Here is a 20,045-nt window from a genome sequence, read left to right as displayed (position 1 = left end):
CACACGGACGCTGGACAGCGTCAAGTCCGATGTGGCCGAGATCAAGGAGAGGGCACAGCGATGCCCCCGGACAAGCAACATAGGGGCGATGAAGCAGCCCCTTCCTCCGAGGAACTGCGGGAAGAGGTCGAGGCGACCCGAGAGGAACTCGGCGAGGCGGTCGAGGCACTCGCGGCGAAGACCGACATCAAGAACCGCCCCACGAGAAGACGAGGGCCGTCAAGCAGCAGGTCGCCGAGGAGGCCCCACACAGGCCAAAGCCCAACTCAGGGACAAGGCGACCGACCCACGCCGCCCACGCGGTGCAGGACGGGGCTCCGGAACCGGTGCGTGCCAAGCGCACCCCCTGCTCGCCGCCGCCGGCGGGCTCACCGCGCTACTGCTCATCCGACGTGCCAGGAGGCATTGATGAAAGCCTCGAAGATCGCTTACAAGCCGATCGGCATGGCCATGGGCGCCGTCAGTGGTGTGCTGGCTGGCGCGGTGTTCAAGCAGGTCTGGAAGCGGCTCGGGCACGAGGAGGACGCGCCCGACGCCACCGACGAGCACCGCACATGGCGCGAGGTTCGCTTCCCCACCTTCGCCAAGGAGCTCCGGCTGATCGATCAGGACGCGTATTTCGTCAGGACGCCGGGCTTCGACAAGTGCGACGCCTCCAAGCCGACGATGAAGTGCGGCATCCGGTAGCACGATACTGACGCACACCGCATGTGCGGCTCGGGGCCGGTCACAGGGCCGACCCGAGCGGCGCCACACCCGCGCCACACCGGAGAACGGAGACACGCAGTGAGTTCCCGCGGGATCACCTGGATAGCCGACGAGGACATCTCCTGGCTCGGCTACTACGCCAAGCTGGCCCGGGGCCTGACCGGCGAGCAGCTCGCCGCCCGACTCGCCGCTCCCGGCAGCCCCGTACCTGTCCAGGCCACCACCCGGCCGCAGGCCGAAGAGCTCATCGACGGGCTCGACGCGGAGCGCGGCGACGCCGACAGCATCGCCGTCCGCTACGGCGACCACGCCGGCCTGGGCTTCGCCATTGCCTACGGCCACTGGCCGTCCGTCCTCGGGCCCGCGTACCACGACGGGACATCCCGAGACGGGGTCCACGTCTTCGAGCTCTACTACGAGAAGCAGAACCCGAAGGTCCCGCCACCCGCCTTCGCCTACTTCCACGACGACCACTACGTGTGCGGTTTCGACATGTACATGTACACCTGGTCGCAGGAGATCACCGGCCCCGGCGCCGACCTCATCCGCGCTGACATCGTCGCGGCCGGAATCCCGGAGGAGGTGGAGAGGGACACGGCGCACCGTGCCTCTCTCGCCGTTCTGGAGCAGCGCTTCGAACTGGCGCTGCCGCGTGATCTGATCCTCGACGGGTCACTGCCCACTGCGATCGTCAGAGGGCAGCAGCCTCGATGAGCCGTCCCCGTGATCGCGGGCGGCCCGCAGCGCTCCAGTTGGTTCGGGGTGCACGCCATGCCGGCTGCTCGGCGTGGACGCGGCCGACGCCTTAGGACATTCCTTGGCAAGTTCTCGCCCGAGGCCCGTCAGCTCGTTACCTTCCTGCGCTGTTCCGCGCATGGCTTGTGTGCTGGGGACCGCAAGGCATGTCCGGTCCGGCGGCGCTCTCTGCCGGCCCGGGGCCGTTTGCTTCGGCGGGTGTCACACATTTCGTACGTGTCTTGTCATTGGGGTTAAAGCGGGCAAGAGCCCACCGACCCAAGGAGTGCATGATGACGAAGCCCATTCTGGAGCCTGCAGCTCAGGAGATCGCGGACGCGACGGCCAGCCCGCCGTTCCTGTACGAGCTCGGCCCGGAAGGCGCCCGGAAGGTCCTGGACGACTTGCAGGCGGCGCCCGTGGAGAAGCCGGAGGTGACGGAAAAGTGGATCACGGTGCTGGCCGGCGTGGGCGATGTGCAGGTCCGCATCGTCAAGCCCGTCGGTAGCCAGAGCACACTGCCGGTCGTCCTCTACGTGCACGGCGGCGGCTGGGTTCTCGGCAATGCCGGCACCCACGACCGCCTGGTGCGTGAGCTGGCCGTCGGCACGAACGCTGCCGTGGCGTTCGTCGAGTACGACCGCTCCCCGGAGGCCAAGTACCCGGTCGCCATCGAGCAGGCGTACGCGACTGCTCAGTGGATCACTGCCAAGGGCGCCGAGGAAGGCCTGGACGCCTCCCGCATGGCGGTGGCCGGCGACTCCGTCGGCGGCAACATGACCGCAGCGCTGGCACTCATGGCCAAGCAGCGCGGCGACGTGGCCTTCGTGCACCAGTCGTTGTACTACCCCGTCACCGACGCGGCCCAGGACACCGAAAGCTACCGGGAGTTCGCGGATGGCCCCTTCCTCACGGCGAAGGCCATGGCCTGGTTCTGGGACTGCTACACGACCGATCCCGCCCAGCGTGCGGAGATCACCGCATCTCCCCTGCGTGCGAGCCTGGAGGAGCTTGCGGGTCTGCCGCCCGCGCTCGTCATCGTCGATGAGAACGACGTGCTACGGGACGAGGGCGAGGCCTATGCCCGCAAATTGACCCAGGCTGGCGTGCCCACCACGAGCATCCGCGTCAACGGCACCCTGCACGACTTCATGATGCTCAACCCCCTGCGACCCACACAGGCCACAACTGCTGCGATGGAGCGCGCCATTCACACCCTGCGCACCGTCCTCCGCAGCAGCTGAGAAGTACTGCGCTGCTCGGCGTTAGCGCCTCAAAAGCCGGCAGCGAGCTGTTCATCACCTCGGCGCGCGTGCGCGTGGACCGTACATACGAACAACGGTGATCATCCGTACTTGCCGCTGTTCGCCGGTCCCACAACACGATCAGAACCGTGGGCGAGCCGATCCTCGGCAGTCGCTCGCCGGGCAAGCCCTGGGCATGGTCCCGCTTGCCGCCCACGGTCGACCCCTCCATGAACTTGCGGCAACATCCTGCCGCACGGCGGCCATGTCCACCTGCCGACGTGGCTGAAGCCTCCGCCTCGAAAGGGCTCACCCATGTACCGTCATCCGCGCCTTCGGCGTGCCCGCACCCCTCTTACTCTCGCGGCAACGGCGGCGGTCGCTGCCAGCCTTTTTGCCACGACAGCCGGTCCGGCGAACGCCAAGACCCAGACCCCAAAGGGCAGCAAGCCGACCGTCGTACTCGTCCACGGTGCGTTCGCCGACTCCTCCAGCTGGAACCGCGTCATCAAGAAACTCAAGGAGGACGGCTATCCGGTGATGGCCGCGGCCAACCCGTTGCGGGATCTGAGCAGCGACGCCGCCTCCGTCAAGAACCTGCTGGCCAGCATCAACGGGCCCGTGGTCCTCGTCGGCCACTCCTACGGCGGAGCAGTGATCAGCAACGCTGCCCACGGCGCCGACAACGTCAAGGCCCTCGTCTACGCCGACGCGTTCCTCCCCGCCAAGGGCGAGAGCGCCAATGAGCTGATCAGCAAGTTCGAGGGAAGCGTCATCGGCGACGTTCTGCGGCCCGTCCCGATCACCAACGCCGACGGCTCAAAGGACTTCGACTTCTACATCGACCAGTCCAAGTTCCGTCAGGCGTTCGGTGCGGATGTCCCCGCAAACACCGCTGGCCTGATGGCAGTTACCCAGCGCCCGGGCACCGGCACCGCCCTCAACGGGCCCTCTGGTGAGCCTGCCTGGAAGACCATCCCCTCCTGGGCACTCGTGGGCACCAACGACCGGATCATCCCCCGGGACCTGCAGATCCATATGGCCAAGCGTGCCAACGCCCACATCGAGGAGATCCAGTCCTCCCATGCTGTGAGCGTGTCCCACCCGGACGCCGTCACCCGCATCATCGAGAAGGCGGCGCAAACGGTCCGCTGACCGGCGCACTCTGTGGGCGGCACGGTGTGCCGCCCACGGGAACGGCAGGGCCCGCCTGAGCGGCAGCGGGCCAGTCTCCGACCGGATAAGGCAAGAGCTGGTGGTCGACACAGAGCCATCGCCGTGTCGGGCACGACGACGAGCACCGTAAAGCGTGTTCCCACATACAGCAAAAGAGCAGAACTGGCACTGTCACGCCACTTTATGGCCGAACCAACCTCGGCGGCCCGTGAATCGACAACGCCATCCAGACCTGCGACGGACAACGACATCCCGGTCGGCGCAACCCGTCCAGCGACGCCAGCTGCGCTGCGCGGCATCGCTCGACAGGCATGACGGGCCGTCGGCCCCTACCAAGGAGCACAATGATGCAACCCAACACCGTCGTCCTCATTCACGGCTTCTGGGTGACACTGCGAGCCTGGGAGGACTGGATCTCTCACTTTGAGAACAAGGGCCTTCGAGTCATCGCGCCTGCGTACCCCGGGTTCGAGGCGGAGGCGGAGGTGGAGGCTCTCAACGCCGACCCGACCGCGATCGAGAACGCGACCGTCCCGGCGATTCTCTCCAGCCTTGAGAAGCTGATCATGGGCCTGGACCGGCCGCCCCTGCTGATGGGACACTCCGCCGGTGGTGCCTTCACGCAGGTCCTCATGGACCGCGGCCTCGGCTCCGCCGGAGTAGTGATCAACTCCGCTCCCGCCGAGGGCGTGTTGACCGTACCGCTTTCCCAAATCCGCTCCCTCTTCCCCGTCCTGAAGAGCCCTGCCAACCGCCACCGCGCCGTCGGCCTGGACTTCGAGCAATGGCGCTACGCCTTCACGAACACATTCTCCGAGGACCGAGCCCGCGCGACATATGAGCGCTACCACATCCCCGCACCAGGCAACATCGTGTGGAGCAGCTCGCTGGCCAACCTCCACCCCGGTCACACCGACACGCATGTCGACTTCCGCAACGCCGACCGGGCGCCCCTGTTGTTCCTCTCCGGCGAGCACGACCACCTCATGCCGCCCAAAGTCCAGGAATCCAACGCCAGGCACTACAAGGCGGAAGGCACAACTACCGAGGTCAAGGTATTTCCCGGCCGCTCCCACTTGATGGCCGTCCAGGACGGCTGGCAGGAGATCGCCGACTACGCCCTTGACTGGGCGCTCGACCACTCCTGAGCCGATCCGGCCCAAGCCACCGACAGGACCGGGTCGGAGTCCCACACCTCGACATCCACCACGTCACCGTCAAGCCGCAGGTGCATCGGCACCGGGCCCGGAGCATACTTGCGGGCATTGGTCACCAGCTCACTGACGACCAGCGTGAGGTCCAAGGCGCGCTGCGAAACCGCCACCCCGTACTTGACCTGGGTGCGCTGCTGACATCCCGCGCAGCCACGCTCACTCACCCGCTGCGTCCCGGCGCAGCGGGTCGGGCCGGGCGTCGGCGAGCTCGAAGGCCCGTTGTGACCAGGTGTCGCGTATTCAATGTCTGCAGAGGAGTTCAGTCACTCAGCGTGTGCTTCGCTCCCTGATGCGGCTGCGATGTGGCGACTTGAGACAGGGGGCGCGCCCACACCGTCCGCCCAGCCAGCCTCGCTGTCAGCGCTCTGTGTCATGATGCGGACGCGTCCCTGGGGAGGGGGCCGCGGTCTACTTTTGCCAGGGGGTTGGGAATGGGCGCGGGTACGGAGCCGGACGGATCGTCGAGGTCCGACGAGGAGTGGGAGCGGTTTCTGCGCGAGTCGGTGGCGGGCGCCGCCGACTCGCCCAAGGAGCCGTCGGCGCGGGCCCGCGCCGTGTCGAAGCGGTTGCGCGGGGAGCCCGGCCGTGACCTGGAGGGCTGGCGCAGTTACACGCCTGCGCGGCCCAAGCGGCGCACGGGCTGGTACGTGGTCGGACTGCTGGCCTCGCTGGTGCTGCTCGTGGTGGCGCTCGCGCCGGGACAGATGGTGGACCTGTTCGCCGGCGACGACCCTGACTCCCCGCCGCTGGCGGCCGAGACCGCCCGACCGACCCAGGTACCCCCGGCGGAAGCAGCCCAACGCCCCACCGTGGACGAGCCGTTCCGCGGTTCGCCGGCGGCGCGCTGGGCGAGCGGAGCTGCGGGGATCACCGTGCCGAAAGCCGCTGCGGTCGGGTGGATGAGCGCGGCCGAAGTCGAGCGGGCCCTCGCCCGCAGCCGGGACTTCCTCGTCGCGTCCGGCCTGGACCGCGGGGTGCTGCAGGGCGGGCGCCCCGAGAAGGCGATTGCACTGATCAACCCGCACCAGAAGGACGTCCAAGACCTCCTCAAAACCGCTTTCCGAACGCCGAGCGAGAAGAACGACCCCCTCCTCCTCTTCAGCCGCTTTCAGCCCTCCCGCGCCCACCTGGTCGGCGACGTCGTGAAGACCCGGGGCCGGCTCACCTACCAGGAGGGCGAGCGCGGCGCGCTCCAGGTCACAGCTGACGTCACCTTCGTCTACCCGGTCACCCGCGCGGACGCGGGCGGCAACGACGAGATCGTGCGCACGATCGTCCGGCGCGAGCTGGTCCTGAGCTGGGACGACCCTGCCAAGGTGATCACCGAGCCGGGCACCTTCTCGATCGTCTCTTACAAGTACGACATGACCAACGGCGGCTGCGGCGCCCCCACGGGTTACTTCACCCCTCCCTTCGGCACGGACCGCCGGGCGGACGAGACCGGCACGGAGATCGACCCGTACGACCGCACCGCGCCGGTCGGGCGGGGCGAGACCTCTGGGGACGAGTGCAGGAGGGCGACGCGGTCCTAGCGCGGCCTTGACTGGTGGCTCGCACGTTGAGGCGTCGCGTAATCCGCGTGAGTTCGGTCCTGACGTCACAGTGTGCGGTTGCCCGCAGCGCCGAGATACCCGGAAGCTTGGCGCGCTCGGATGGGGGTGACTCCGGGATGAGGTCGACGCGCCTCAGCAGGCCCCAGCACGCCAACTGACGGGGGAAGCAGGGACTTTCGCGTCCGGTACTGCACCGCCTGCCGCACCGTTCACCATGCTGAAGAAGCCAGCAGCGCCCGGCTGCGGCCGATTTCGGCCGCCCGCGAACGTGGAAGTCGGACTCGCGAGCGTGGCACGCTGACCGGGGCGCTGGTGACCAGCACCCCGGTCAGCGGGATCTTGATGGATGACTTCAGTTCCCGGTGGCCGTGGTGTCGGGGCCGGTGGCGCGCGCGTAGGTGACGAAGGCGGCGCCGCTGTCGAGCAGGGTGTGGCCGGTGAGCTCCCAGCCGCGCGGATCGAAGGCGGCCTTGTGGGAGAAGAGCGGGATTCCGGCGCCGATGGTCAGCGGTGCCATCTTGAGGATGAGCTGGTCGATCTCGGCGTACAGGGCACCGGCCAGTTCCGCGCCGCCTATCAGCCAGATGTCCTTGCCGTCTTCCAGCTTCAACTGCCGCACCTTGTCCACAGGGTCGTCGGCGACCAGTTCGACGGCCGGGTCGGGGCTCTCGGTAAGGGTCCGGGAGAAGACCAGGTGACGTAGGTGTGGGCAGGCATCGGTGATGCCGACCTTGAGACCGATCTCGTAGCTGCGCCGTCCTTCCAGGACGGTGTCAAGTGCGTGCCTTGCGCGGTGACGGACAGCGCCGCCCGGGCGGGGGCAGGCAGGGTTTCCGGGTACTCCGTCACAAGGTTCTGGATGTAGTCCTCGGGGATCGGCCAGAAGCCGTCCGGGCCCGTGGGATCGGCGCCGTCCGGGCCCGCGATGAAACCGTCCAGCGTGGTGGCGATGTAGTACACGAGCTTGCGCATGCAGTGCTCTCTCTTCTGGGGCTGCACGATCCGGTCGGCAGCGTGCTGTGCGGGCCGTGAGGTTGGCGTGGGTACAGGGCCGTGGGATCAGGAGTGGTCCGGTGTGGTCCATTCGACGAACTGGACGATGACCCCGTTGGGGTCGGTGATCTGGAACAGGCGTTCTCCCCATGGCCCTTCGCGCAGTGGCATCGTGATGTCGACGCCTACGGAACGCAGTCGTTTCTCCTCGGCTTCGAGGCCGGTGACGGTGACGGTGAAGGCGAGGATCAGTCCGCCGGCCTGCCGGTCGCGCTGGTCGGGCGGCAGGACGCCGATGCCCCGCCGGAGCAGGACGATGTCGACGGCGGCATCGTCACGGGTGAGGGAGGCGAATCCTTCGGCCGCGGCCTGTTCCTGATAGCCGAGGTGCTCGGTGAAGAAACTGCGGGAAGCGGCGATGTCTTCGACCGTGAGGGAGACGGTGGAGGCGGTGATCCTCAAGAGGGGTTCCTTTTCCAGGCTGCGGGATCGGGGCGATGTCGAGCCATGCGACACGGCTCTTCATCGAGCAGGGCTTCGAGAACACCACCATCGTCGAGATCGCAGCGGCCTCCCGCGTCGCGAAGAAGACAGTGACCAACTACTTCGCGCGCAAAGAGGACTTGGCCCTCGATCACCAGGAAGAGTTCAGCGCCACGCTGGCGCGCGCCGTGACTTCCCGCCGCCCTGGAGAGAGTCCGCCCTCGCGGCGCTTCGCCGTGCTTTCGAGACCGCTGTCGCGGCGCAGGACCCGGTCGCCGGATTCGCCGACCCCGACTTCTCCCGCATGATCACCGACAGCGCCACCTTGTCGGCGTGCCTGCGTAACCTGCACGACCAGCGCGAGCAGGCGCTGGCCGAGGCCCTCGCCGAGGCCGTCGGTGCGCAGCCGGACGACATCACCGTCCGCACGGTCGCCGGGCTGCTCGGCGCCGTGCACCGCGTCCTGTTCCAGCGCATCCAGGACCTGACCCTGGCCGGGCACACCCACGACGAGATCGCCAAGACAATCGCGAAGGAAGCGGCACGCGCCTTCGACCTTCTCGAACCGGCCATCCATGACTACGCGATCGCCTGAGAGGCCCTCGCCATGTGGTCGGCCGCGCCGGGCGATCTTGGGGACGGTGCCGCGCTCGCGCAGCCGGGGGCGGCGCCAGATGTCGTGGTCGGAGCCGCGGTCGGCATACAACGCCCGGGGCTTGCGCCGGGACCGGCCCGCTCCCGGGACCTACCCCTCGGCCTCCTCGGCCCAATCCACTGAATACGCGGTGAGCTTCGAGTCCTCTCGCGAGGTTACGTAGCCGGCCCGTACGACCGCTTTCTGCGGGGCGGTGGGGGAACGGCGAACCACCATCCGGGATAGGTCGGGCCATCAACACTGCTGCACAGAAGGGCAGTCACATCACGGTCTTGGGCATCGCCCGCCAGGCCGGGGTGGACCGGGACCTTCCTGTACCGATACCGGGAGCTGCTCGCCCTGGTTCAAGCCGCCAATCTTGAGCCGGCCGAGCGGGGACCGCGCGTCGGGGGCCTGCAGGGCTTCGATCCAGGCCGATCTCGCGGGCGCGCGGGTCCGCACCATCCAGTGATGCTGGATGAGGACCCGATGCGGCCCGTCACGGGATTATCTCAGGGCACGCCCCGGGGAAGGGCTTGCGCGAAACCGTGCACGGAATGGCCCCCGCAGGGTGCGAGGCCTTCACCCTTACCCCTCCCCCACCCCTCAAATCCCACGAACACATGTGTCATACTCGGGCGCCGATCATGGCAGGAAACGACCGGGGGGCCGTGTGAACGCCGTCTCTCTGGACGCCCCCTATCTGGACACGGATGCGGATCAACTCTGCTTCTCGCTGGACCTGACGGAGCGTCCAGCGCTAGCAGAACGTGTGGTGTCGCTCGGCGGGCTGGACGTGCGGCTGCGGCTGCTCGGAGCCTCGCATCAGGTGTTTGCCGGTCCCGTACGGGAGACAGTGGCCTGTCTGCAGGGCACGGTGCGGGGTCTGCCCGAGACCTGCACCCGTCATCTGCCGGGCTGGGTCTACGACTTCGGCGCCATCACCCGCCGGCTGATTCCCGAGGAGTTCAGTGCCGAGGTGGCGCAGGTCCTCGGCCAGGCCACCGACGCCGAGCACAGCCTGTGCGGAGTCTTCCCCGGTTCGCCGGAGGCGGTCACCGCGGTGGTCGTCGAGGCGGTCGAGGGGCCGTACGGCGCCGGGCTCGTCTGGCGCACCTGGCACACGTATCCGCAGAACGGCCAGATCGTATCGACGTACAGCCGGCTGGAGGCCCGATGAACAGCGCCCGACTCGTCCGCGCAGCGGTGGCGGCCGTGCTGGCCGCCGCCCTGCTCACCGCCTGCTCCAGCGACGGGGACTCCGAAGCAGTCCCGCGCGACTGGATCAGGAAGACGTACACCGCGACCGGGACGGACTGGCTCGACCCGGACAGCACCCCGAGCGAGGTCGCCCAGGCGATCCACACCAAGCGGACGGCCATGGACCGTGCCTCCGGCGACGCCATGGAGTTCCTGCGCTACGGCGACGACATGGTCACCGTCTCGCCGTACCGGAGCGGCAGCCTGATCGAGATCGAGGACTACCGCAACGGCTACCGCCGCCACCAGCGGCATCTCACCTACTGGCCGGACCCGAACAGCGCGAGCTTCCGCGGCGGCGGCCCCGGCGAAGGCAAATAGCCTCCGTTGACCGGCCGGATCATCGCCTGACGCCTCCCATGCTCCTCCCGCACAGCACCTGATCACGCCCCGATCCCGCCCCCAAGAAAGGCAACGCAGTGACCGAGATCTTCGAGTCGACCGGCCAGGCCCTGCTCTACGGAGTCGTGGGCCTCGTCGTGATGGCCGTCGGCTTCATCGCCCTCGACCTCGTCACGCCGGGCAAGCTGTACCACGTGGTGTGGACCGACCGGAATCGCGGCGCGGCCGTCCTCCTGGGCAGCCAGTCCGTCGCCGTGGGCCTGGTCATCATGAAGGCCATCGAGGCGAGCGAGTCCGAACAGGGCCTCGGCTACGGCCTGATCAGCACACTGCTGTACGGCCTCGCCGGGGTGCTGGTGATGACCGTCGTCGGCATCGTGATCGGCGTGTTCACTCCGGGCCAGATGGGCGCGGTCGTCCTGGACGACCAGGACGGCCGTCCGCACCCCGCGGCCTGGGTCCAGGCCGGCATGTACCTGGGCACCGGGTTCATGGTCGGCGCGGCGATCTCGTAACGGCGCGCCTCGATGAGCGCCACCACAACCCTGCAAGGCCGCGACGCCTCCGCGGCACCCTCCCGCCCCCCGGCCGTCCGGCACACCCGGGGGGCCCGCTTCCTGCTGCTCTTCGCCGTCTTCCTCTGCGCGGCCTGCGGCCTCGTCTACGAGTTGGCCCTGACCGCGCTGGGCAGCTACCTCATCGGCAACTCGGTGCTCCAGACCTCCGTGGTGATCTCCGTGATGGTGTGCGCCATGGGGCTCGGCTCGCTGGCCGCCAAACCCCTGCGCCGCCGCGCGGTGGGCGCGTTCGCGCTCGTGGAGGGCGTGCTGGCGCTGGTCGGCGGGCTGTCGGTGCTGGTGCTGTACGCGGCGTTCGCCTGGCTCCAGCTGTACACCCCGGCGATGATCGTGGTCGCGGTGGCCGTCGGCGTGCTGATCGGCGCCGAGATCCCGCTGCTGATGACCCTGCTCCAGCGGATCCGGCGGCAGGAGGCGGGCAGTGCGGTCGCCGACATGTTCGCCGTCGACTACATCGGAGCGCTCGTCGGCGGCCTGGGCTTCCCGCTGTGGCTCCTGCCGACGTTCGGCCAGCTGAAGGGCACGCTGGTGGTCGGCGCGGTCAACGCGGTGGCCGGTGTCATCGTGGTGGTGTTCATCTTCCGCCGGCAGATCCGGCGCTGGGTGCGCAACGCCCTGCTGGCCGGGGTCACAGTGGTTCTGGCCGTGCTCGGGACGACGTACGCGTTCGCGGACGACCTGGAGGTGACCGCCCGCCAGCAGATGTACCGGGACCCGATCGTCCACGCGGAGACGACCTCGTACCAGGAGATCGTCGTCACCCGCTCCACGGCATTCACCGGCGAACCGGACATCCGCCTCTTCCTCAACGGCGATCTCCAGTTCAGCTCCGTCGACGAGTACCGGTACCACGAGTCCCTCGTCCACCCCACGCTCGCGGGCTCCCGCGCCAACGTGCTGATCATGGGCGGCGGCGACGGACTCGCCCTGCGCGAGGTGCTGCGCTACGACGACGTACAGCACGTCACGCTCGTGGAACTGGACCCGGCGATGACCCGGCTCGCGCGCGACTTCGAGCCCCTGCGCGACCTGAACGACAAGGCGTTGGACGACCCGAGGGTCAAGGTGGTCAACGCCGACGCCTTCAACTGGCTGCGCGGCGCCCGACAGCGGTACGACGCGGTCGTCATCGACTTCCCCGACCCGGACACGGCAGCGCTGGCGAAGCTGTACTCGGTCGAGTTCTACCACCTGCTCGGGCAGGTCCTGACGCCGCAGAGCAGAGTGATGGTGCAGAGCGGGTCGCCCTTCTTCGCACCGAAGACGTACTGGTCGATCGCGAAGACGATCGAGACGGCCGGCTACTCGACCACCGAGTTCCAGGTCGACGTACCGAGCTTCGGCAACTGGGGCTTCGTCCTGGCCACCCCGGGCGGCGGTACGTCCCCACCACTGGGGCTGGCATCTGGTGCCCCGCAACTGCGCTACCTGGACGAGGCGGTCCTGAAGGCCGCCGCGGTGTTCCCCGTGGACCGCCGCCGCCAGGGCGTCCGGCCGAGCACGCTGATGGACCCGGCCGTGCTGGAGTACGTGCAGGACGAGTGGGAGAACTACTGACCGCCGGTCACCTGCTACGAGACGGGGCCCATGGCGGCCCAGCGGACGGCCGCAGTGCGGGTGACGGCGCCGAGCCTCACAGGGCCTGCCGCCGCGTCCAGCGGCAGCACGGCGACGCCGGGCGCGACAGGTAGTCCTCGCAGGCTCCTTCGCGGCGCGTGTCGAACGCGGGCAGCGTCGCCGCGCAGCCCCGTACGCACACGCGCCTCTCACGCCACGGCGACATGGAGACCCGAGGCCCGCACCCGATTCACGCCCCGCACCCTCCCATCGAGCCCATCGAGGGACACACCCTACGCAAGAACACGAATCAGGGTGAGTTGAGCGAAGCGGAAGCCCAACACCCAGATCATTCAAGCCGATTCGATACCTGCGAGTAGCTTCTCTTCCTGCTGTGCCTCCTCACGGCACCCACGTCTTCGCAGGGCTTTCACGCTCGGCGCGCTCAGGGCGCGCGTCTGCCCTGCCCAACCGGTTCGACACGGGGGCGTAGGGAAGGTTCACGCTTTCTCGACTGAAGCCCCATACATGCGGAGGAGAGCCGGGCGTGTCGCGGCGGGGCTGGTTCTGTCCGGTTCCCGCGTTGACCCGCGGCTGATCGGATCGCGAGTGCATGGAATCCACTGCATGAGCACATCAATGAGTCACGGCTGTCGCCGCAGATCTCCGGAGATTCTGCGGTTGAAGGCTCAACCCCCCACAAAAACCGGCGAGGAGACCCCTCTTCATGGCAACTCACAAGCGCTCGAACCGGATCCGGCTCACCGCCATCACCGTCGCGGTCACCGCGGCAGGCGTCACGCTGCTGAACCCGTTCTCCGCCGGCGCCGCGGCGCCCGCGGAGGGCAAGATCTACGGAGCGAACGCCGACGGCGCCGTCGCGGGCAGCTTCATCGTCATGCTCGACCAGCAGGCCAACAAGCAGGAGTTGGCCAAGGAGTACGGCGGCACACTGAAGCGCACCTACCGCTCCGCCATCAACGGCTTCTCGGCCAGCGGTCTTTCAGAGACAGAGGCCAAGCGCCTGGCCGCCGACCCGGCCGTCGCCAAGGTGGTTCAGAACAAGAAGTTCACGATCAACGCGGAGCAGCAGAACCCGCCGTCGTGGGGCCTGGACCGCGTCGATCAGGCCGGCACCGCCGGTGACAGCAAGTACACCTACCCGGACGCCGCCGGGGAGGGCGTCACCGCCTACGTCATCGACACCGGCGTCCGCATCTCGCACAAGGACTTCGAGGGTCGCGCCACGCATGGGTTCGACGCGATTGACAATGACGGCAGTGCCGACGACGGCAACGGCCACGGCACGCATGTGGCCGGCACCATAGCCGGTGCCGCGCACGGCGTGGCGAAGAAGGCGAAGATCGTTGCCGTGCGGGTCCTCGACGACAACGGATCGGGCACCACGGAGCAGGTCGTCGCGGGCATCGACTGGGTAACCCAGAACCACCAGGGGCCCTCCGTTGCCAACATGAGCCTGGGCGGCGGCGCCGACGAGGCCCTCGATGCGGCCGTTCGCAAGGCGATCGCCGCTGGCATCACCTTCGCTGTCGCCGCGGGCAACGACTCCGCCGACGCCGGCCAGGGCTCCCCGGCCCGCGTTCAGGAGGCTCTCACCGTCGCTTCGTCCACGAAGGAAGACGCCCAGTCCGACTTCTCCAACTTCGGTGAGGTCGTGGACATCTACGCGCCGGGCTCGGACATCACCTCCGCGTGGAACGACAGCGACGAGGGCACCAAGACCATCTCCGGCACCTCGATGGCCACCCCCCACGTGGTCGGCGCGGCCGCGGTCTACCTCGCCGGACACCAGGACGCCGCTCCGGCGGACGTCGCCACCGCCCTGACCAACGGCGCCACCCCTGACAAGATCACCAGCCCAAGTGCGGGCACACCCAACAAGCTCCTGAAGATCACCCAGTAACATCCCCCGCGAGGGCCCGGCTTGGCCGAACGTCCGGCCCCGGGCCCTCACCCCGCCTGACCGGATGTCGCGAGGCTTGGGTTGAGTGACCCGAGCGCCGGCTGCTCACCCGGGACGGGTACGGAATGAAGCCCCGGTCACCGCGCCCGCGGTGACCGGGGCTTCATCGCTCTGACCAGCCCCCCCACCCACCACCCCGCCCCCGCCGCAGACAGCAATCGGCGGGTTGAGGTGGAGCGGCTGAGCGCGGACAAACAGCAACTGCACCAGGCAGTCGTCTCCTACGCCGCGTCGGTGACCGACGCGGTCGTGCGCCTGGGAACGTTCCGCCGCGCGGAGTCGGACGGCGGCAACCCTGGTCACAGGCACGGGACATTCAGCCGGACCGACCGCCGCAACGGAACTTCCAGCCGCAGCGCTGGTCCGCGCCCGCCGGGAGCCGGCTACACCGAGCTTCACCGAGCTACATCATCAAGGGACGAAGACATAACGGACTTGGTTCGTCGTCAACTCCCAGGCGCGTTCAATGCATTGACACGTGCATTACAGAGGCTTTACGTTCCGGCCATCTGAGAGCGCTCTCAGACTCCTCTTCTGTGAAGACTTGAGGTGCCGCATGCCATCCCCACGCACCAGACCGGCCGTCATACTGCTGCTGGCCTCAGCGCTCGCCGTCGTCGGCTTGGTCCCGGCCGCCGTACCGGCGGCCGCGGCTACCGTTCCCGTAGGCTCCGGCAGCTACTCCGAGACCCGGCCCGCCGGCACGTCGGGCCCTACGACCAACACAGGAACACCCGTCACACCCAAGCTGACCACCGCCGCCCGGAACCGGCCCTTGCCCACCAACGACTGGTGGTCCTCCCTCGCCTTCCAGCGCTACGGCGACAACCCCTGGTCGACCCCCATGTACGGGCATCCCCTCACGTACCAGGCCACGGCCGGCGGGCTCGACGTCGGCTACCCGACGTCGCCCGCGATCGTCGGTGACGGCCGACAGTACGAGTACGCCCACAAGCGCGACCTCACCATCGGACTGACCGGCCTCAACTCCCCCGACACCAAGGCAGACGACTGGTCCGACTGGACGGTCACTCCCCTGTGGTCCGACGGTGCCCGCACCCTGCGCACCACCATCGGCCACGGCTCCCCGTTCGTATACGCGAAGGGCTCCGGCGGCAACGCCCAGATCACCACCGCCGGTGCGCCCACCGTCTTCGCCGACCAGACCAACGTCCTCGGCATCACCGTCGGCGGGCACCACTACGCCCTCTTCGCGCCGACCGGCAGCGACTGGAACGTCGCGGGCTCCACCATCACCGCCGGTCTCGGCTCCAAGGACTACTTCTCCGTCGCCGTACTGCCGAACACCGACGCGCTGGCGACCTTCAAGAAGTACGCCTACAGCTTCGTCACCGACTCCAAGGTGACCTGGAACTACACCGGTGGCACGGTGAAAGCCACCTACACCCTCACCACGGAGGCGAAGGAAGGCACCGAGCGCGGCGCACTCCAGGCGCTCTACCGCCACCAGTGGCTGAACACCACGGACGCCCTCACCTCCTACACGTACGTCTCACCGCGCGGAACCATGAAGGTCCGCGAGTCGGCCTCGTTCACCACGAGCCAGAAGGCGGCGGCGGTCCTGCCCGCGCTGCCGAAGTCGAACGGTGTGGACGCCGCCCGGCTACGCGGATACCTGAACGAGGTCGTGAATGCTGCCGACCCCTTCTCCGGGGCCACGGACACCTACTGGACGGGTAAAGCCCTCGGCCGCCTCGCCCAACTCGTTCCGGTGGCCGAGCAGATCGGTGAGACCGGCATCCGCGACAGGCTTCTCGGCCTGATGAAGGGCAAGCTCCAGGAGTGGTTCACGGCGGGCGGCGCCAACGAGTTCAGCTACGACAAGGACTGGAAGACCCTCACCGGCTATCCCGCGTCCTACGGCAGCGACACCGAGCTCAACGACCACCACTTCCACTACAGCTACTACGTCTACGCGGCGGCTATCGTCGCTCAGTACGACCAGGGATGGGCCGCCGACTCCGCATGGGGCGGCATGGTCAAGACCCTCGTGCGGGACACCGCCAACCCCAGCCGCTCCGACGGTTCCTTCCCCTTCCTGCGCGGCTTCGACGTCTATGCCGGCCACAGCTGGGCATCCGGCCACCAGGGCTTCGCGGCCGGCAACAACCAGGAGTCCTCCTCCGAGTCCACCAACCTCAGCGCAGCCCTCGTCCTCTGGGGCTCCGCCACCGGCGACACCTCGCTGCGTGACCTCGGCACCTACTTGCTCACCACCGAGTCGGAATCGATCGCCCAGTACTGGTTCGACGCCGACGAGCAGGTCTTCCCCTCCTCGTTCGGGCATGACACGGCAGGCATGGTCTGGGGCAGCGGCGCCGCCTACGCCACCTGGTGGACGGCCAACCCCGAGGAGATCCACGGCATCAATGTCCTGCCCGTCACGGGCGGCTCTCTCCATCTCGGCGGTGAGAAGGCCGCCATACGGCGCAACATCGCCGAGATGGAGCGCGAGAACGGGGGCCCGGCCGTCGAATGGCGCGACATCCTCTGGGAGTTCCAGGCCATGGCCGACCCGGGCACGGCCAAGGCGAAGTGGGACGCGGGCAACGCCGGATACACCCCGGAGCAGGGAGAGTCCAAGGCACACACCTACCACTGGATCAACACCCTCGACGCGCTCGGCGCCCCGGACGCAACAGTGACCGGCGACATCCCCACATCCGCCGTCCTCACCAAGGGGACGACACGCACGTACGTCGCCCACAACCACGGATCGTCGGCCCGAACCGTCACCTTCTCGGACGGCAAAACCCTTGCCGTGCCGGCTCGTTCCACCGCGACCGGCACCGGGTCGGGGTCGCAGGACCCGGACCCCGACCCCGATCCGCCGACCGGGAACACCTTCCAGCTGCGCAGCGGTGGTGTCCTGACCACAGCGACCGATGGCACCTTGGGCAGCGACACGATCGCCTCCGCCGGCGGCGCCAACCACGACGGCACCCCGCACCAGCCCCTCGTCTACGAGGTCCGCGGAGTCAACGGCACGCTCACCCCGGGCGTCGGAACCACGTTCCGGCTCCAGGTGGACGCCGGCACCACGGTCGGTCTCGGCCAACAGGCGCGGGTCAGCTACGACCTCACCGGTGACGGCACGTTCGACCGGACCGAGACGTACAACTACTTCGCCACCGACCCGGTCGCCGGGTGGGAGGAGTACACGCAGGCACGAGGTCTCAAGGCGTCCACGGGCACACCGGGCACCCTCAGGGGCGGCACCGTACGTCTCGAAGTTTGGAGCGCCATCGGCAACGGCGCCTCAAAACTGCAGACGGGCACGGACAAGTCGGTGTTGGTGATCCCGTACAGCTGATCCGGCGAGAGGCATGCGGCGGGCAACGGCGCTAGACCGTTGCCCGCCGCACTGACATCTCCGTGCAGTGATCACACCCGCTCGGCACCTCCCGCCGCTGGATCATCCGCGCGGTCGAGGACTCGCTGCGTCGGCTCCGGACCGACTCCATCGGGCGGCGGAGCCACTACGTGGGCGGCGCGTCCCGGTGGAGTGCCTTGTTGACGCCGGTGATGACCACGGTGATCAGGCAGAGGGCGATGATGGTTTCGGCCCACAGGAAGGCGAACCAGTCCAGCACACAGCCGATCGGGGGGGTGCCAGGGGCGGTGTTACGGAACGCGGCGAGGGCGAACAGGGTGGCGGCCATCCAGGCGAAGCCGGGCCAGACCACGCCCTCGCTGCTGGTCGTCAGGTACCAGGCCCCGATGAGCACGGCCGCCGCCAGCGCCCACATCACCACCATCATGAAGACCGCGAAGACGAGCAGGCTGCCCGATCGCGCCAGCTCCAGCGCCACCACGGCGTCCTGTCGGGAGGGCGCAGGTTCCGCGGAGACCGAGAAGAGCGTGTCGGCGTTGGAGAACAGCATCCGTACCGGAACCTGCTTGCCGCCCAGCTGCGCCCGGAACGCGATGTCGGTCTCGTAGGTGTCGAACGGGTAGTCACTGATCGATCCGCCTGTGAGTGCAACGTGCACGTCGCTCGTCGCGAGCCGCTCATGCGCCGCGAACTCCAGGTCGTTGACGGTCGCCCCCGAGGTCTGAAGGCTGAGATCGGCCACCGGGGCCGCCCCGTTCGCCTCGCCGAGGGTCCCGCGCGGGGTCACCCAGACCCGCAGTACCAGCTCCCTGCCCGCGGCGTCGACGCTTTGGACGACGGCCTCGACATCCACCCGGTCGGCGGCCGAGGATCCGACGGTGTGCACCGTGTCGACCGCCTGCCGCTCGGTGAACTGCAGCCACGAGCCAACGGCCACCGCCGCCACGATCAAGAAGGCGATGAGGATGAGCACGGGCAGGATGGACCTTCCGAAGCGTCGCGGGCGAGGCGATTCGGCAGGTGCCGGACGGCCCTGACGCATCACTTGGTCCAGATGTCCAGCAGTTGGCTTGCCGCACGGAAGTTGTCGGGTGGGTCCGCCTGGCCGGCCGGATACGTCAGCTCGATGCCCTTGGCCTCCAGCAGATCCTGGTAGCCGGGAATGCCGCTCGTGTGGCGCAAAAGGTCGCCCAGCGTGACGTCCCGCGCCCAGGCTGGACGGTTGTCGAGGTAGTTGGACAGGGGGTCGTTCAGCGCGAGTTGGTGCCGTCCCGCCAGCAACAGAACCGTGTCTGAGGTGAATTGTCTGGAGTTGGAGGCCATGTCGAAGGCGGTCTTCGAGGTCACGGCGCGCCCTGTCGTCAGGTCGGCTTTTCCACTCCCCGCCTCCCCGACAACGCTTCCCTGTACGTCGGCAACTGCCGCACAGCCCGGGCCGCCCTGGGAAGGCACCGGCTTCTGGAGAACCTCCGCGCTGCGCGTTGACCGGTCGTCGCCGCTCGCGTAGGCCTGCGGGTTCACGACACGGGGCAGTTCGAGCACAGCCGTGGCGCCCTCGGCGGGACACAACGAGGCCATCCGATTCACGGACACCACCTGCTTTCGCCACCTGAACGCGGTCGTCTCAGTGCCATCTCGAACTCGGAAGGTTGAGGTCATCAAGTCCGCTGCGGACGCGCCGCTACCGGTGTGCCGTGATGCGGCGCCCGTCGGCACCGGGCCGAGTTGCCAGAAGGACCAGGACGCCCTGGCAGCCGGCGCCCCGATGCGGAAGCTGCGCTCTGCCATGTGATCCCGTTCCCTACCGATAGCCACGGGACCTCCCGGGCGACGCCGAGGCGGTGTTGGCGGAACGCACGTAATCCACGCTACGGGGTGGTCCGAGGACGTGCATGCGGACGACGTGGCGGCAACGAAGCGCGCGCCGCCTGCCTCGGACATACGGCTGAGTCACCCCGCCGGAGCGCAGCGACCTCCTGTCCACCGCGTTGAGATCGAACGCGAGCAGGGCCGGGTGCCGGTCCAGGGTGCCGATCTCCTCGCTGCCCTGAGAGAAGCGTCTGGCGGGGGCTGGGCCCCGGCGTTGCGGAACGCGAAAGTTTACACTTCTTATACAAATCGTAGTTTGGGCTATTTTGATAGAGCAATTTCGACAGCAGTGCAGCCAGAACCGTCGGATCTGGCGTCCGATCTGCACGGATGATCCGCAGTGAGCGGCTGTCGGCAGCG

16 protein-coding genes and 4 pseudogenes are annotated in these 20,045 nt (G+C 68.3%); 14 read left to right on the top strand and 6 right to left on the bottom strand.

Translation table 11 applies throughout. From position 1 onward, the window contains the following. Positions 1 to 60 precede the first annotated feature (60 nt). The 6 genes and pseudogenes from OHT51_RS41975 to OHT51_RS41950 form a co-directional block, all read left to right on the top strand. Positions 61 to 156 (top strand): annotated as a pseudogene (locus OHT51_RS41975) (DUF3618 domain-containing protein); the annotation flags it as partial. Between the two features lie 252 nt (positions 157 to 408). Beyond that, entirely contained in the window at positions 409 to 687 is a 279-nt protein-coding gene (locus OHT51_RS41970) for a DUF4235 domain-containing protein (RefSeq protein WP_328884616.1), read from the top strand. A 99-nt stretch (positions 688 to 786) separates the two neighbouring features. After that, positions 787 to 1,422, top strand: a complete 636-nt coding sequence (locus OHT51_RS41965; protein WP_328884150.1) for a hypothetical protein — start codon at positions 787 to 789, stop codon at positions 1,420 to 1,422. Positions 1,423 to 1,736: 314 nt separating this feature from the next. Next, positions 1,737 to 2,687: an alpha/beta hydrolase gene (locus OHT51_RS41960; protein ID WP_328884149.1), complete on the top strand. Its 951-nt coding sequence runs from the start codon at positions 1,737 to 1,739 to the stop codon at positions 2,685 to 2,687. A 315-nt stretch (positions 2,688 to 3,002) separates the two neighbouring features. Beyond that, a complete protein-coding gene (locus OHT51_RS41955) occupies positions 3,003 to 3,842 on the top strand; it encodes an alpha/beta fold hydrolase (protein ID WP_328884148.1) in 840 nt (279 codons plus the stop codon). A gap of 365 nt (positions 3,843 to 4,207) precedes the next feature. Continuing rightward, a complete protein-coding gene (locus OHT51_RS41950; RefSeq protein ID WP_328884147.1) occupies positions 4,208 to 5,011 on the top strand; it encodes an alpha/beta hydrolase in 804 nt (267 codons plus the stop codon). On the opposite strand, the gene OHT51_RS41945 is transcribed toward OHT51_RS41950, so the two are convergent. Next, complete coding sequence (locus OHT51_RS41945; RefSeq protein ID WP_443052678.1) at positions 4,978 to 5,241, bottom strand: ATP-binding protein; 264 nt, start codon at positions 5,239 to 5,241, stop codon at positions 4,978 to 4,980. The genes OHT51_RS41950 and OHT51_RS41945 overlap by 34 nt on opposite strands. Before the next feature lie 267 nt (positions 5,242 to 5,508). On the opposite strand from OHT51_RS41945, the gene OHT51_RS41940 reads away from it, so the two are divergent. Next, a complete protein-coding gene (locus OHT51_RS41940; RefSeq protein ID WP_328884146.1) occupies positions 5,509 to 6,609 on the top strand; it encodes a hypothetical protein in 1,101 nt (366 codons plus the stop codon). 373 nt (positions 6,610 to 6,982) lie between these two features. Here the strand turns inward: OHT51_RS41940 and OHT51_RS41935 are convergent. Both OHT51_RS41935 and OHT51_RS41930 read right to left on the bottom strand, forming a co-directional pair. Further along, positions 6,983 to 7,602, bottom strand: a pseudogene (locus OHT51_RS41935) (dihydrofolate reductase family protein). Positions 7,603 to 7,689: 87 nt separating this feature from the next. Then, the gene (locus OHT51_RS41930) at positions 7,690 to 8,085 is read right to left on the bottom strand and encodes a VOC family protein (RefSeq protein WP_328884145.1); all 396 of its coding nucleotides are present in this window, start codon (positions 8,083 to 8,085) and stop codon (positions 7,690 to 7,692) included. A gap of 35 nt (positions 8,086 to 8,120) precedes the next feature. On the opposite strand from OHT51_RS41930, the pseudogene OHT51_RS41925 reads away from it, so the two are divergent. Next, positions 8,121 to 8,701 (top strand): annotated as a pseudogene (locus OHT51_RS41925) (TetR/AcrR family transcriptional regulator). Here the strand turns inward: OHT51_RS41925 and OHT51_RS41920 are convergent. Continuing rightward, positions 8,669 to 8,839, bottom strand: a pseudogene (locus tag OHT51_RS41920) (IS5/IS1182 family transposase); the annotation flags it as partial. The pseudogenes OHT51_RS41925 and OHT51_RS41920 sit on opposite strands and share 33 nt — an antisense overlap. Before the next feature lie 574 nt (positions 8,840 to 9,413). On the opposite strand from OHT51_RS41920, the gene OHT51_RS41915 reads away from it, so the two are divergent. The 6 genes from OHT51_RS41915 to OHT51_RS41890 all read left to right on the top strand — a co-directional run bounded on the left by OHT51_RS41915 (position 9,414) and on the right by OHT51_RS41890 (position 17,795). Then, positions 9,414 to 9,920, top strand: coding sequence for a DUF2617 family protein (locus tag OHT51_RS41915; RefSeq protein ID WP_328884144.1), 507 nt, complete (start codon positions 9,414 to 9,416; stop codon positions 9,918 to 9,920). Next, positions 9,917 to 10,321 carry a DUF4247 domain-containing protein gene (locus OHT51_RS41910; RefSeq protein ID WP_328884143.1) on the top strand — a complete coding sequence of 135 codons (405 nt, stop codon included), beginning with the start codon at positions 9,917 to 9,919 and terminating at the stop codon, positions 10,319 to 10,321. The genes OHT51_RS41915 and OHT51_RS41910 overlap by 4 nt, the downstream gene beginning before the upstream one ends. 98 nt (positions 10,322 to 10,419) lie before the next feature. Then, entirely contained in the window at positions 10,420 to 10,857 is a 438-nt protein-coding gene (locus OHT51_RS41905) for a DUF350 domain-containing protein (RefSeq protein ID WP_149827539.1), read from the top strand. Positions 10,858 to 10,869: 12 nt separating this feature from the next. Continuing rightward, positions 10,870 to 12,477 carry a polyamine aminopropyltransferase gene (locus OHT51_RS41900; RefSeq protein ID WP_328884142.1) on the top strand — a complete coding sequence of 536 codons (1,608 nt, stop codon included), beginning with the start codon at positions 10,870 to 10,872 and terminating at the stop codon, positions 12,475 to 12,477. A 727-nt stretch (positions 12,478 to 13,204) separates the two neighbouring features. After that, on the top strand, positions 13,205 to 14,401 hold the full coding sequence (locus tag OHT51_RS41895) for a S8 family peptidase (RefSeq protein ID WP_328884141.1): 1,197 nt from the start codon (positions 13,205 to 13,207) through the stop codon (positions 14,399 to 14,401). Positions 14,402 to 15,017: 616 nt separating this feature from the next. Further along, positions 15,018 to 17,795, top strand: a complete 2,778-nt coding sequence (locus OHT51_RS41890) for a glycosyl hydrolase (RefSeq protein WP_328884140.1) — start codon at positions 15,018 to 15,020, stop codon at positions 17,793 to 17,795. Positions 17,796 to 17,961: 166 nt separating this feature from the next. Here OHT51_RS41890 and OHT51_RS41885 read toward each other — a convergent pair whose 3' ends face one another. Both OHT51_RS41885 and OHT51_RS41880 read right to left on the bottom strand, forming a co-directional pair. Beyond that, positions 17,962 to 18,795 (bottom strand): DUF4436 family protein, encoded by an 834-nt coding sequence (locus tag OHT51_RS41885; RefSeq protein WP_328884615.1) that lies wholly within the window; start codon positions 18,793 to 18,795, stop codon positions 17,962 to 17,964. A 62-nt stretch (positions 18,796 to 18,857) separates the two neighbouring features. Further along, entirely contained in the window at positions 18,858 to 19,394 is a 537-nt protein-coding gene (locus OHT51_RS41880) for a serine hydrolase domain-containing protein (RefSeq protein WP_328884614.1), read from the bottom strand. Between the last annotated feature and the right edge of the window lie 651 nt (positions 19,395 to 20,045).

Source organism: Streptomyces sp. NBC_00299 (assembly GCF_036173045.1).
Lineage (GTDB): Bacteria > Actinomycetota > Actinomycetes > Streptomycetales > Streptomycetaceae > Streptomyces > Streptomyces machairae.
Note: the sequence above shows the minus strand (reverse complement) of the source record. Positions and strands in the feature narration are given on the sequence as shown.

Bases quoted from the DNA above. Each gene is read 5' to 3' on its own strand.
- OHT51_RS41900 (WP_328884142.1), top strand. From the start codon at position 10,870: ATGAGCGCCACCACAACCCTGCAAGGCCGCGACGCCTCCGCGGCACCC.
- OHT51_RS41955 (WP_328884148.1), top strand. From the start codon at position 3,003: ATGTACCGTCATCCGCGCCTTCGGCGTGCCCGCACCCCTCTTACTCTC.
- OHT51_RS41880 (WP_328884614.1), bottom strand. From the start codon at position 19,394: ATGGCCTCGTTGTGTCCCGCCGAGGGCGCCACGGCTGTGCTCGAACTG.
- OHT51_RS41960 (WP_328884149.1), top strand. From the start codon at position 1,737: ATGACGAAGCCCATTCTGGAGCCTGCAGCTCAGGAGATCGCGGACGCG.
- OHT51_RS41895 (WP_328884141.1), top strand. From the start codon at position 13,205: ATGGCAACTCACAAGCGCTCGAACCGGATCCGGCTCACCGCCATCACC.
- OHT51_RS41890 (WP_328884140.1), top strand. From the start codon at position 15,018: ATGCCATCCCCACGCACCAGACCGGCCGTCATACTGCTGCTGGCCTCA.
- OHT51_RS41970 (WP_328884616.1), top strand. From the start codon at position 409: ATGAAAGCCTCGAAGATCGCTTACAAGCCGATCGGCATGGCCATGGGC.
- OHT51_RS41940 (WP_328884146.1), top strand. From the start codon at position 5,509: ATGGGCGCGGGTACGGAGCCGGACGGATCGTCGAGGTCCGACGAGGAG.
- OHT51_RS41950 (WP_328884147.1), top strand. From the start codon at position 4,208: ATGATGCAACCCAACACCGTCGTCCTCATTCACGGCTTCTGGGTGACA.
- OHT51_RS41910 (WP_328884143.1), top strand. From the start codon at position 9,917: ATGAACAGCGCCCGACTCGTCCGCGCAGCGGTGGCGGCCGTGCTGGCC.